The sequence below is a fragment of the Pseudomonas sp. GW822-FHT01E03 genome, from assembly GCF_058802985.1.
Genome location: NZ_JBXAOQ010000007.1, coordinates 289,880 through 302,692, shown reverse-complemented (window position 1 = coordinate 302,692; position 12,813 = coordinate 289,880). Strand labels below are relative to the sequence as shown.

Here is a 12,813-nt window from a genome sequence, read left to right as displayed (position 1 = left end):
TTAGGGGAATCTTCAACCGTTAACGGCTGGCTTTCGCAAGTGGCACGACACCGACTGACTTGTTCAGACCGCGATAATCCAGCGCCGCGACCCCGGCATCGATCCGCACCTTGCTCGTCACACCATCAATGGTGAAGCCCTGCTGCTGCTCCATGTAGGGCTGTTCAACGCCGTCCAGGTAAGCAACTTCGATGGTGTCAGCACCTTGGCGGGCGGCTTCATACCAGGTGACCGGCGAATCATCGTCCAGGCGTGGCTCGGCGATCACCGTGGCGAAATTGCGGATCGGGTTGTCGATGCCAGCATTAGTGTCGACGCCAGGCACCGACGCCGAGCGGATCAGTTGGTTGGTCTTGTCTTCCAGCGCCACCGGCACCAGGACAAACGCCGGGCGAATGTTCAGAGTGCGGGCCTTGCCACCCTCGACCTCGGTTTTCTGCAAGGCCATGGCGGTCTTGGCCTTGCTCAGCGCCTCAATCGACATATTGGCGCCGGTACCGGAGAACAGGTTGTTGCGCTCGGCATCGAACAGCGCTTTGCCGTCGCTCATCACCGGTGAATGGATCAACGTGTCATAGACCAGATCGCCGATGGTGCCGCGCGCGGCCAGACCCATGTTGTAAGGCACCGTGCTCAACTGATCGAGGTCATCGTTGATGATCGCCTGCCGGGTGATGCTGAACATCTCACCGTAGGTTGCCAGGCGGATTTTTTCGCCACGGTCATTGGTGGTGATGTACTTGTATTCAGCCCCTGGGCGAACTTCACGTAGGCTCGGAAACGCACCCATGCCGACCCGGGACGCCACCTTGAAGTCACTCAAGCGGCCCTTTTTGGTCCACAGGTGATAGGTCTCCGGCGCCTCGTCCCAGCCGAGCAGGACCGACTTGGCGGCGCTGTCCACCAGGATGTTGCCGAAGTCGCTGGAGTCATGGGTGAATGCCAAGCCGACCATGGCCATCGGATCAAGGGTGGCAACCAGAATGCCGCGATCATGCAGCGAGGCGCGAGCCAGCTCGCGCAGGCTCATGTGGTTATAGGCGTTGTCTTTCTGGTTTTCCGCCTGACCCAAACGACCGGCCAGCGAGGCGCGCACCGAATCGCCAACCAAGTTGCCGTTGCTAATGTGGCCATGGTGGTGAGGTCCACCCGTTGGGGTGGTGGTCGAGCCCAGCGCAACCAGCAGTTTTTCCCGCGCCATCTCGGCCGTGCAGCTCAGGTCATTGAGACAGGTGTTGAGCAGCTCGGTGTGGCTGGTGACCAGCGAGCCACAGAACGCGGCATTGATTGCCGTGCGGCGCGCCCCGTCCGCCGCCATGACCTGGGCGCGCATCTGATCCAAGGTCAGCGCGACCGGCGCCGGATCGACAACTGGCGCAGGTGTCGGGGCTGGAGCTGAGGCCGGTGCTGGGGTTGGAGCGGAAGCGCGCGGATTGAACAGATTTTGTGCCGAGGTAGGCATGTTGGTGAACTCCTGCATGCGTTTTGAAGTGAGTTGAGCGGCCGCCTTGAACGGTTCGAGCACCTTGTCAGCGAAACCGGCCGCCACCGCTTCGTTGCCATCCATCCAGGTTTCCGCCTTGAGCAGCGCCTGAATGTCCTCGATCGCCTTGCCCGACTTGCGCGTATACGCCTGAATCAGCGTGCTCTCGACCTTGTCGAGTAAGTCGGCGTACTCGCGCATGGCGTCGGCATCACCTACCTGACCACCCCATGGCTTGTGAATCATCATCATGGCGTTGGCCGGCATATTGATTTCATCCCCGGCCATGGCAATCACGCTAGCCATCGAAGCAGCGAGACCGTCGATGTACACCACCACCCGCGCCGAATGGCCGCGCAGCAGGTTGTACATGGTGGTCCCTTCAAACACGTCGCCGCCCGGAGAGTGAATGTGCAGATTGATCTGAGACACGTCGCCGATGGCGGCCAAATCGCGGGCGAACTGTTTGGCGGTAATGCCCCACGCGCCGATCTCGTCGTACAGCATCACCTCGACCACCCCGCGCTGCTGCGCCGCACGGAGCGAGTACCAGCTTTCACCGGGCTTATTCGTCGGGGTTATCGAGGCCCTCGGCCTCATCATCGGCAGGCTTCGTTTTGTTTTGCTGTTCATTGCTTTGCGATTTTCCATAGGTCTCGTGATAGAAGTCCGAACTGAAGACCAGTCCCTGTTCCCGGTTGGTTTTGATTTCCGAAGCCCGGGAACGCTTGAGTTCCTGCGGATTGCGCTGCCGCGCCCGCGCCACTTCCGATTCATCGGAAAAGCCGGCCTCGACCAGAATTTTCCAGGCATTGGCCTCATGGATCGGGTTAATCCAAGGCATCACCGGCCCTTGGTAGATCGCGCCGAACACCGTGTCCGGATCAACGTCGACCGGTACCTTGATCACCCCGCTGGCAATCGCCATGTGCAGCCATTCGCGATAGACCGGGCGGCTCCAGTAGTCGATAAATTCGTGCTGCAGCAGGTCATAACCTGCCTGCCCCTCGACCAGCTCCTGACGCTGTGCGGAATAGGTGCCGTCGTAACTGCGGGCAACACTGGAGTAGGTGCCACGGGTTCCGGCGGCCACGGCCTTGAGCTGACCGTTGCGGAAGCCTTCGAGAAAAGGGTTGGGCCGATTGCTTTCGATCATGCCGACGTCCTCGCCGGGCAGCAGGCCGTCGAACACCATGCCCGGACCGATAGGAATGCTGCGAGCAGCGGCAGCCTGGCCATTCACCGCCGATGGCGTGGTGTAGTCGTCCGGTGTGCCTTTTTTGATGTACATGGCCAGTGCCGCACTGATACGTGCGGCAACCCGTTCGCTTTCCTCGTAATCCTTGATGTCTGCCAGGCGAATCAGCACGGCATGCAACAGCGGTTGGCCGCGGTTTTGACCGATGCGCTTCCGGTGCGCGATGTGAATCATCTGTTCGACCGGGACGCGCTTGGTGGTCAAAGTCAGCTGGAAACCGGCGGCATGTCCGGGGTGATGCTTGACCAGGTGATAAGCCCGGACCCGCCGCCACTGATTGCGCTCGATCCCCTGCACAATGCCCTTGGCTTCATCGTTGTATTCCCACGGCAGGTAATCCGGCTCCAGCAACTCCAAAGCGAAGGGCACCACGCTCAAATGCTCATAGCTGGGCACACGCCCCTTGAGCTTCTGCGCCAAGGCTTCGCCATCGCGTAGCCAAGTTCGACACACCTGCCGCTCCATCTGCGGTCGGGACAGCTCGCCGGACGTTTCCGGGCGCAACGACCACTCGGCCCAGCGGGCCTTGATCTGCGCCGCAAACTCCAGATGCACTTCCCCGGCGTAACTCAAGGGAAACGGCTCGACCGCGATGCCCATGCCGCCCACCACCCGCTCTTCCAGACGATCGAACAAACCGGTGACGATGTCGTGGTCTTCGTCCAACTTGCGGCACTGCTCGCGCAAAGAGCGCGCCGAACGTTGCAGCGAGCGGTCCGCGCTGGCCGATTGTTTTTTGGCTTGGTGCGTGCGGGTCGCCTGCGCCGCTTCAAAGGCCATGATGGTGCTACGGGCACGCAGACGGTCAGCTACCAGCCCGGGAAACACCGGGGCCAGCACGCGGTCCAACAGGTTCATCGGAATGTCGCCAAGGCGTACGGCGGCTGCCCCGCCGCTGCTGCCTGTTGTGCTCGCAGCCGGCGCTCCCATTCCAGCCGACCAGCGCGGATTTCCTCCAGGTCATCCATGATCAGCTTGCGACCGTTAAAGAGGATTTCTTTGCCCTGCAGGATGGCCAGCTCGGCCTCCAGATAGCGGTCCACCATGTCTTGAGCGGTTATAGCCATGCGCCTTGTCCTGTATTAAGCCAGCCGCCCGACTCGGCGGGCTGGTCGGGTGATTGTTCCGGCTCTACCTGAGGCACCGACACCGGGGCCGATGTCGGTGCGGCAACGGTGGCCGGTTTGCTTTCCTGCTCGATACTCACTGGCACAATCCAAGTGCCTGACGGCAACTGCTGTGCAAGCAGGTCGAGATTCATGCCAAAGCGCTGCTGTGTTATGCGTAGCGCTGCCAAGGCGTACACCAGGCAATCGAGCGCTTCGTTTCGGCGCCCACCGGCATCCCAACGTTGCACACGCTGATGCTTGACGATCACCCACTTGCGGCGCTCGGCGGTGAGTTGCCGCAATTCGTCTTCGCCGCAAATCATCTCGTTGGCAGGCAGGTGGATACAGCCAGGCACAGACGCCCCCGAACCGTCCGGCTGCATCCTGAGGCGGCCATAAATCAGCTCTTTGGCATTGTCGGTCCCCACTTCGACCAGGTAGACACGTCCGCCTTTGACCTTGGTTTTCTTACGCGGCCAGGTCGCAATCGGCTTACCGTAGGTCGATGCACCGAACACAGGGATCACCCATTGGGTGCCGTGTTTGATGCATTCCTCACGCACTTCATCGCAGTAGTGACCACCTTGGTCCCAACACCAACGCTCCACGCCCATCACCGTGCCATCCGCCCGGGTGAAGGTCTTGTGGATCTCGATGCCGACCTTGGCCCTTAACTCGATGCTGCCCGGGTCACCTTGCAGCACGAACTTATGGACCAGCCACGCTTCCTCACCTGCACCAAACGCCCAGACGCGGCCTTCATAGCGGTCATCTTGGGTATCAATGCCGCCGAACAGGGCAACCGCTTTGGCCGGCACTTGCGGGTAGATCTCCCGGCGCGCGTGCAACTGCTGCCATTCAAGCTGCTCGCCTTGGTCCTCTTCCCATGCTTCGCCCAAGGTGGTGTTGACGAAGGTTTTGAGCTTGCCCCGATCCTTCTTGATCTTGAGCCATTCCGTGACAACTTCGGCCCAGGTCACAAACTCCGAGTACACCGTCCAGATATGGAAAGTCACCGAACGCGGCGACGGCATTGAAGTGTCCACATCGGTGAACCAGTCCATGCCATCACGCGTCCAGATACCGGTCCGCTCGCAGATGTAGCGGCCGTTGACCGATGCCGCGACCATTTCGTGGTATTCGAAGGTACAGCCATGGCCGGACTCGCACAGGTACCAGGCCTTGGTTACCTGCCCCAGCTCATCCACCGCCCACTTGATACCGAACGGCGTAGCCGGGTCACCCCACTTTAGGTATTGCTCGGTACCGCAGCACGGACACTTGATGTTGAAGCGCAGAAAGTGCGGGGAATCGTTGGCCGCCCGCGTGATCTGGCAACCCTCCCCCGAGGTTTCCTCATTGTCGTCAGCGACCACCACTGTCGTCGGGGTCGATCCGCGTATGGACTTTTTGAACGTGGCACCTTCCAGGCGCTTGTCGCCAAGAATGGTCGGGGCCCCCTCGCCCTCGATGTCCGCGTTGAACTTCGACAGCTCGTCATAAATCACTTCATCCGGGCTTTTCTCCCGGTAGTTTTTCGCCGCCGTGCCACCTAGGCACCACAGCATTTTGGCGTTATCGAAGCGCTTTTCATCCAGCGTGTTGTCGCGATGTTTCACCCCATACCAAGGCGCCAAGGCGCGTACCACGGGGCTGTCACGAATCATCGTTTCGATGTGCCGCTTCATCATGCCATCAGCATCGCCATCGGTTGGGCACCAGACGATGACGTTGCGCTTCTTGTGCTGGACCTTGTAGCCCATGTTGGCCACCAGCATTTTGGTGTAGCCAACCCGCGCTGATTTCAGCACGTTGACTTCACGGATCAGGTCGTTGCCCATCGCATTGAGAATCGCGACCTGAAACGGTGCCGTCGTCCAATCGCCTTCCTGATAGGACGACTCGGACGACAGATAGAAATGCTCATCAGCCCACTCAACCGCTGTGCGCGGAGGCTCTTTGTAGAGCCCGGCGAGTCCCTTGCGGACACCCTCAACCAGCGCCCTCATCCAAGGTGTCGATAAACTCATCAAGCAACTCCGGCAAAAGATCAGCCAAGCCGACCGCATCATTACGCGTCACGGCGACTTCGCGCTGGATCGCCTCAAGGTGACGCACCTCGATGTCGGGGCACTTGCGTTTAACCTTCAAGTGCACGGTATCGAGGGTTGACCCGAGCTTTGCGCTCAGGCGAGACAATGCGAACAAGCAAAAATCGACCGGTACCAGCTTCTTGGCCTTCACCTTGTTTCGCATTTCCTGAGCGTCCGCCTGCTCAGTTGTCAGTCGCAGTTTTTGCTGCGCCTGTTTGTATTCAATGAGCGGATCAATCGGATCACCGTTGTCGTCGACAGGTTGGTCTTTTGTCACCTGATGCTTGAGCCGGTTATCCAGCACCGACCGGACGTCGTAGAAGACATCGCGGCCGATCTTCGCAACAGGCTGAACGCCCCATTTATCAAAGGCCTGAGTCGTGATGCCGAGGCTGGTAGCCATGCGCGATTTGTTCAGCCAATGAGGCTCGCGGGAGATGGTCGGATTCGCCATGGACTAAACAACAACCTCGATTCAAAAATGGGTCATATATAGCGAAGCAGCGGGGCCCGAATTACCCCCTGCCCCCCGCCCCCTCGGGAGGACCCGTTAAATTTTCGTCTGCGCAAACAAGTCGAGCATCACCAGCCAGAAACCGGCCTTTCTTGCTCGTTGTCAGGGCTTGGCAGTGGCCATTGCATCGGCAAATGCACCACGGAACTCAGCGCTGTAGTTGGCCTTACAGATGTTGTTGGCGATCTTGAAGAACGGAAAGATCGTGCGGTACATCGGCGCGGTGCGGCTGAAGACAAACATCGGCCGGACGGCATCGCCAAACGCTGTCTCTTTGCGTTCCCACACCCCGGCTGTTCCCCCGACAATGCCGGAGAAATAGCTCTTGGCGTTGCCCTTGCGTTGACTGCGCTTGCTGTTCGAAGCATTGGCCTGATATCCACGCGACGTTTCGGCAGCGCCAAGGCCCGACAAGATCCGGGTCATCGTTCCTCGGGAAACGTTGCCATGCTTGTCGAGCACGTTGGGATTAGGGATCGCGAACTGGCTGGACTTCATAAAGCCACGCGCGATCAGAGCCTTTTCAAAGCGCTTATGCGGTCGTGGCCCACCCCTGACAGTCTGCTGAAGGTAGGTATCAGCGGGGATGCCAGAGGTCCAAGAGTCCTTGAAATACACCTCGGCCGGCTTGCTTTTGGTGGCCATTTTGACGAACAAGCTGTTCATCGTGGTTCGGGTTGGCCGGTCCAAGCGCTGCGCCATGACGGCCAGTTCACCCTTCTTCACACGCCGAGCCAAGCGTGTAGCGGTCAAGGCAAGCACATGCGGAATATGCTTTTTCTCCAGCTCCAGCAGCGCTTCAGACACGGGCAGCATGTTTGGCGTGATCTTGATTTTGACCATTTAGTTTTCCGCGATAGCCGAGAAACAGCTGTCTGGTGGCCCGTTGAGCGGATCATGCATGCTGCTTTACCACGCTATGAATTATGCGATCTGATACCAGCTTTCCTGGCCAGAAACTGGGTGTACAAACCGCCGGTTACATCAGCACCGATGACCGCGATTACGATGCCTAGACCGGCGGCAAGATAGAAGCTGCTCCACAGCGCCATCGCGAGCAACAGCGTAGCCATACCCAAGAGGCCAGACGCAAGAAAACGCAGCGCTACACGCTGGAGGATCTGCCGAAGACCAAGGTCAGTACCTGAGGCTCTCAACATTTCCCCAGACAAACCGGCCATGCTCAACAATACCAATAGCCAAAGGGGCACATCGGCAAGCGCCTGTTGCTCTGTGTTCATCTGTATACCTCGAATAGATCCGACCTCTATGTCACTGTCATCCGCTCGGAGCAAAGAGCCAGGCATAGGGCCGAAAACGAAAAAGCCCCGCTCGATGGCAGGGCTTATAAAAGGGTACAAAACCCCCGACTCAATGGTCGGGTTCTTGAAAGGCGTTTCGCTGCGTTCACAGCAATACACGCTGCTATAAAAACAGGTCTATTCCGCGCGGAAAAGGTTTTTTCGCAGCGTATGCGAAATTGCACCCAACTTGACCACACGATTACATTCGATCTAACCATCAGATGCATGGAATTTGCCCATCATGCTTTAACCATGATGGACAGAAAACAACGCACGTCAGGCCTGCGCGACAGGCGGCAACCGGCCGATTCTATTGAAAAAGTCGGCCATCGTTTCCACAGTAGAAAAGTACGCGCTTGAGATTGAAATCTTTACTTTGAGCAGAGGGATTCGGGGCTCAGATTTCGCATAGCGACGCGCAAAAATGGCGTTTTCAGCGGTCAGTAAGGGGCAGTCTGGAAGCACCGACTTTTTCAACAGAATCGGCCAGTAGCGGACGGTGGACAGAGTGACGGCAAATCGGTTGTGGGGAGGATCAGCTTCACAAACACGGCAGCGTTACAAAACGCAAAGCGAGCATAACCACGCGTTGCACCTCTTCATTGCCCTCGATACCAGCGAAGGCAGCAATGCACTGAGGTAGAACGATGTATGGAGTGTGACTAAAATCGTTTTTTAACGGTTGTGGTTAGACGCTCTACCAAGTGTAGAACTTGGTCAGGGTTATCGCGTCGCACGGGGTGTGCCTGCGGGTGTAAATATCATTTACGGTGCTCTTTGGGCTTCGAGGCTAGCTTGGTCTCCAACTCAAGAATCTGCCTATCAATTTCTGCCAGCAGAGCACGTAACAATTTCTGCTGTCCTCTGCAGAAGTCCAAGCGGTATAGATTTTCAGACTGCCGTCGCTCAGTAAGAAACGTTTTGAAATCGTCTTCAAGGGCAGCTACAGAGTTGACGTAAGATGTACTGGCTTCTTTGGTATTTGCTGCACCAGTCCTAGAGGTGCCAGAATAATGGATAGCGTACCTATCAATCCAACTATTGAGGCTGGTAATGTTGGTTTCGTATGGTTCGCCTTTTGAGTCCATAACAAACTTACGCTTATTAGGTTTCTCGCCAGCAGCTTTAGCTTGAGCAACATGCTCTACCCACTTTTCAAGCACCAGTCTCCTCTTCGCTTCCCGCGCCACCTTCACCGACCAAGACATATTGCCTCCCCTGCTCTGCGTTGGACCGCTCTCAACGTCCGTGAGCACAGCCCTTAAAGCGTAGCTCAAGGAGCTCGCCATGCTGAATGCCCGACTTCCTAGTCAGCAGGTGCTTTTTCACAAATATGGGGAATGTGAATCGCCCCTCATTCTGTAGACACTAATGACTGGCAGCTATTGATTGTGCTGCCTTTCGCGAAAGGCAGCAATCGGCTAATAGATTAAGCAGCTTGCCGCATTGCATCGATAGCACAATCGATCCAAGCAATGCCTGCTCTCGCCAATTCCCGCACCTTCCCTTCACTTATGCCGTAGTGCTTTCCAACCCGAACCATGGGCCATTTCGCACCGTAGTAAAGCCAAATAATATCGCCCATTTGTCGATCACGGTGTGAGAGCCGTGCAACTGCGCTATCAATAGCTCCGGCCCACTCATCAGTAATGCAATAGCTTTTGCTCGCCGACACTTGCGGCATTGCCTGACGCATTAGCGCCAAAGTCGGTGAGATGTAGATGGGGACGCCAGCCCCATCCATCCGCCACCAGCCCCACTGCTCCAGCAGGTATTCGGTATCACCCAAAGGTCGGCCCGCCGGCTTTCGAATCATCATGTTCTCAATCCCCTGTGAAATTCGTACCGCCGGCACCGCGACGGTTGTTCTGTTGGTAGTACGCGGCCGGACCAGATGCAGACGGGCCTCGCTGAAGTACTTCAATTTCGCGCTGAGCCTGCTGCAATTTGAAGCTCAATTGAGTCACCAACTCGTCCAAAGAAAGCACCAACCTGCTGCCCCGAATAACCCAACCTGAGCCATTGCAAGCAGTACAAATCAACTCATAAAACAGCCCTTTCACTACTGCTTTGCCCTTACAGGTCGGGCAAGGCTCTAGCTCGATCCGCTTCCTCTTAAAGCCAAGCCCCTGCCCTTTCTGCATGTTTTGAATCCTCTCCTATGGTTGTTTCTTGAAGGGCATCACAGGCCTTATTCTGTAAGGCCTCTAGAGGTTTACTGGAATCTCCGGATCTAACACCGGTCAACCCGTGAATCAGGGCCAAGCCCTTCTGATCTAGATGGGCGTGCCACTGCTCCAAGGCATCGCGTTTACGGCTCATCACGTCCGACTGGATGTACACCTTCACGTTATGGCCCATGGCGTGGTTGATCAGTAGCTCGCCAATCAGGTGGTCAATGCCGATATCTGCCCAACCAGTGCGCGCCAATTTGCGCAGATCGTGACTGGTCCATTCGCCCTCCCCCAACCGGGTGAAGACAGCACTGGCCTGCCCTTCACTGAGAGCCTTGCCATGCCGCGCAGGGAATAGAAACTGGCCGACATAACCCATGGCTTGCTGAGTCTCGCGATAGCGGATCAACATCTCGCGAACCTGGTCAGTTAGCGGTAGGTGATGCTCGACGCCAGTTTTGGTGTGTTGGGCCGGGATGAACCACTCGCGCTCAGCCAAACTGATATGCGACCAGCGTGTCTGCCGGGTTTCGCCTATGCGGGTACCGTGGCACAGCATCATCAGCGCCAACATGGCGTCGGCCGGCGCAGTCGACACGACTATGGACAATTGCTCCAGTAGCTGCGGCAGCTGAACGCCACGCAGCCGGCATGACTTGACTCCGACCTTAGTCTTGCTGAAGTCGCTGAATTTGATGCCTGCCATAGGGTTAGCAGTGATAAAACCAAGTTTGAACGCTTGCTGCAGCGCCTGGACCAGAAGCTTGAACACCAGCTGCACATAGCCAGTGGAGTAGCTTTCCTGCAACGGCCAGACCAGCTCGCTGTCGAGAGTGGCTTTGTTGATATCGCTAATCGGCAGATCACCCAGGCGCGGTATCAAATGACACTTGATGGCCGAGGCAGCGGTGCTCTTGCGCTTGGTGGAAAGATTACGATCACGGGCCATGCGCTCTGCGTACCAATCCAACAGTTCGCCGCTGGCAACCCACTTGGACAGCGTCGAACCTTCATTGGCGGCCACCCGCATACGCACCACCGGCAATGCAGCGACCACTTGTTTGGTGCTCAGATCAGGGAAGCCACCGATACGGTGCCAGGTGCGCTTGCTGAGAAGGTACCAGGAGCCGCGGGAGCGACTCTTCGCAAAGCGAAAGTGCAATGCCGGGTGACTGGCATCCCGTAGATCGCGGACATGCAACTTCTTGGCATTACGCTGGATCTCGGCATCCGACAGTTTCACCGTTAGGGTTTTGATCAAGGCCTTCATAGTCGGGTACCGCGTTGAGATTCCCACTCGAATGCCACACCAATACAGCCGTTTTCGCGGATGCGGTCGACACAGCGCGCACCAATGGCGTCGTTCAGTTCGGAGGGAGAAAGGTTGCTGACGATGATCGTCGGGCGGCATTGTTCGTAACGACCATTGATGATGCTGAACAGAGTGGCCAGCTCGAACTCGCTCTGTTTGGTAGCGCCGACTTCATCGAGCACCAGCAGGTCCGCGCCGATCACCTCACGCAAGATGTGCGCCTCGGACTCGCCTGAGCGATCATTGAACGTCGCCCGAATCTCGCCGATGAGCGTGCCCACCGTGCGGTAAATCGCCTTGACCATGCATTCGTTAATCAGGTGACTGACCGAGGCAATGGCCAGGTGAGTCTTGCCGGTACCGACCTTCCCCAACAGCAACATGCAGCGACCTTCCCGGCGATGCTTCGAAAAGTTGTCGACATAGTCGGTACAGGCATCCAGGGCAATCTGCTGGGCCGGATTCGACACGACGAAGTCGGCGAATGTCTTTTCCGCGAAGCGCTTCGGAATCCGGGCGCTTGAATGCTGAACCATCCGAAACTGCAGGCGCTTGCGCTCAAGCTCCTGCATGTCGCGTTTGTTGCTCGCGCAGACGGGGCAGCCAGACAGATCGCCACCCTTGAGGATGACCGCCGAGTAATCGCCATGATCAATGCAGCATGCTGGCTGACGGCCAATGACGTGGAATTTGCGGTCAATCTGAGCGCGGAGGTTAGAGACGGAAGGTGCCATTGGCGTTCTCCTTGGTGCCGGCCTTGTAATCGCGAGTGTCAAAGCCGGAATGGCGACTGGTCGGAATGGGTGCAGGGATGACTGCTTTGTCGGGGAAGATACCCGTCCATCCGTTGCTGATCGAAAGGGCCAGAACGGAATCGGGGGCTGGATGGTTCGCCAAGGCCTTGGCCTGTTGTTCGCAGCTTTTGGCGGTGAGGGGTTTGTGGATTTCCTTGCGGTGCTGGCACCAATCGCCCCAAACCTCGACGCTGACATTTTCCGGTTTGGCGGTCAGCGGGTTGAATTTTGACGACTTGCCTAGCGCGTTAGCGCCCTGATTTCCCTGATTACTGGTTACCTGATTGGTACCCTGATTACTGGTACCCTGATTTGTCGGAGATTTTTCCGACCCTCCTCGGATATTTTTCCGATCCTGTTCGGATTTTTTTCCGACCCTGCTCGGAGTTTCTTCCGAGGTAGATCGGATTTTTTTCCGACCTTCAAACACATCAGAGGTCGGATATTTTTCCGACCCGTCCAACTTCCGATTCCACTCTTTGGCCTTTTCGGTCAAACGAAACAAACTGATGTTGGAAGTGTGGGATAGCTCGATCAGCCCGGCGGTCTCGAGCCCTTTGAGAAGTCGGTACGCGGTATCTGGTTTGTCGGTGAGCAAGGGCAATTCCTCCACGATCTTTGCCTTGCTCAAGGCAAAGAAAATCCCGTTATCGGTCTTGATTGGTCTTGCCCAGCTAGGACACTCGTAGACAAACGAAAACAGCAGCGCCTGCTGAGAGTTCAACCCCCACTCCAGTGCTTTCACCTGGTTGATCGTGATCGTGAACTGCAT

At 57.2% G+C, this 12,813-nt stretch carries 13 protein-coding genes; all 13 read right to left on the bottom strand.

Annotated features, from left to right (window positions below):
- Positions 1-19: 19 nt before the first annotated feature.
- Positions 20-2,086 carry a ClpP-like prohead protease/major capsid protein fusion protein gene (locus tag AC1RP7_RS16620; RefSeq protein WP_493183059.1) on the bottom strand — a complete coding sequence of 689 codons (2,067 nt, stop codon included), beginning with the start codon at positions 2,084-2,086 and terminating at the stop codon, positions 20-22.
- Positions 2,049-3,599, bottom strand: coding sequence for a phage portal protein (locus tag AC1RP7_RS16615; RefSeq protein WP_116580515.1), 1,551 nt, complete (start codon positions 3,597-3,599; stop codon positions 2,049-2,051). Before AC1RP7_RS16615 ends, AC1RP7_RS16620 begins: the two co-directional genes overlap by 38 nt.
- Positions 3,596-3,808 (bottom strand): DUF6148 family protein, encoded by a 213-nt coding sequence (locus tag AC1RP7_RS16610; RefSeq protein WP_116583236.1) that lies wholly within the window; start codon positions 3,806-3,808, stop codon positions 3,596-3,598. The genes AC1RP7_RS16615 and AC1RP7_RS16610 overlap by 4 nt, the downstream gene beginning before the upstream one ends.
- On the bottom strand, positions 3,799-5,880 hold the full coding sequence (locus tag AC1RP7_RS16605) for a phage terminase large subunit family protein (protein WP_493183061.1): 2,082 nt from the start codon (positions 5,878-5,880) through the stop codon (positions 3,799-3,801). Before AC1RP7_RS16605 ends, AC1RP7_RS16610 begins: the two co-directional genes overlap by 10 nt.
- Entirely contained in the window at positions 5,843-6,397 is a 555-nt protein-coding gene (locus tag AC1RP7_RS16600) for a terminase small subunit (RefSeq protein WP_493183062.1), read from the bottom strand. The genes AC1RP7_RS16605 and AC1RP7_RS16600 overlap by 38 nt, the downstream gene beginning before the upstream one ends.
- A gap of 162 nt (positions 6,398-6,559) precedes the next feature.
- Positions 6,560-7,300, bottom strand: a complete 741-nt coding sequence (locus tag AC1RP7_RS16595; RefSeq protein ID WP_493183064.1) for a hypothetical protein — start codon at positions 7,298-7,300, stop codon at positions 6,560-6,562.
- 74 nt (positions 7,301-7,374) lie between these two features.
- The gene (locus AC1RP7_RS16590) at positions 7,375-7,698 is read right to left on the bottom strand and encodes a phage holin family protein (RefSeq protein ID WP_057716591.1); all 324 of its coding nucleotides are present in this window, start codon (positions 7,696-7,698) and stop codon (positions 7,375-7,377) included.
- 824 nt (positions 7,699-8,522) lie between these two features.
- Complete coding sequence (locus AC1RP7_RS16585; RefSeq protein WP_493183065.1) at positions 8,523-8,969, bottom strand: hypothetical protein; 447 nt, start codon at positions 8,967-8,969, stop codon at positions 8,523-8,525.
- A 221-nt stretch (positions 8,970-9,190) separates the two neighbouring features.
- Positions 9,191-9,580 carry an antiterminator Q family protein gene (locus tag AC1RP7_RS16580; RefSeq protein ID WP_349736535.1) on the bottom strand — a complete coding sequence of 130 codons (390 nt, stop codon included), beginning with the start codon at positions 9,578-9,580 and terminating at the stop codon, positions 9,191-9,193.
- A gap of 4 nt (positions 9,581-9,584) precedes the next feature.
- A complete protein-coding gene (locus AC1RP7_RS16575; RefSeq protein WP_493183067.1) occupies positions 9,585-9,905 on the bottom strand; it encodes a hypothetical protein in 321 nt (106 codons plus the stop codon).
- Positions 9,877-11,205, bottom strand: coding sequence for a tyrosine-type recombinase/integrase (locus AC1RP7_RS16570; RefSeq protein WP_493183068.1), 1,329 nt, complete (start codon positions 11,203-11,205; stop codon positions 9,877-9,879). The genes AC1RP7_RS16575 and AC1RP7_RS16570 overlap by 29 nt, the downstream gene beginning before the upstream one ends.
- Positions 11,202-11,981: an ATP-binding protein gene (locus AC1RP7_RS16565; RefSeq protein ID WP_493183069.1), complete on the bottom strand. Its 780-nt coding sequence runs from the start codon at positions 11,979-11,981 to the stop codon at positions 11,202-11,204. Before AC1RP7_RS16565 ends, AC1RP7_RS16570 begins: the two co-directional genes overlap by 4 nt.
- Complete coding sequence (locus AC1RP7_RS16560; RefSeq protein ID WP_493183070.1) at positions 11,962-12,813, bottom strand: phage replication initiator YdaU family protein; 852 nt, start codon at positions 12,811-12,813, stop codon at positions 11,962-11,964. Before AC1RP7_RS16560 ends, AC1RP7_RS16565 begins: the two co-directional genes overlap by 20 nt.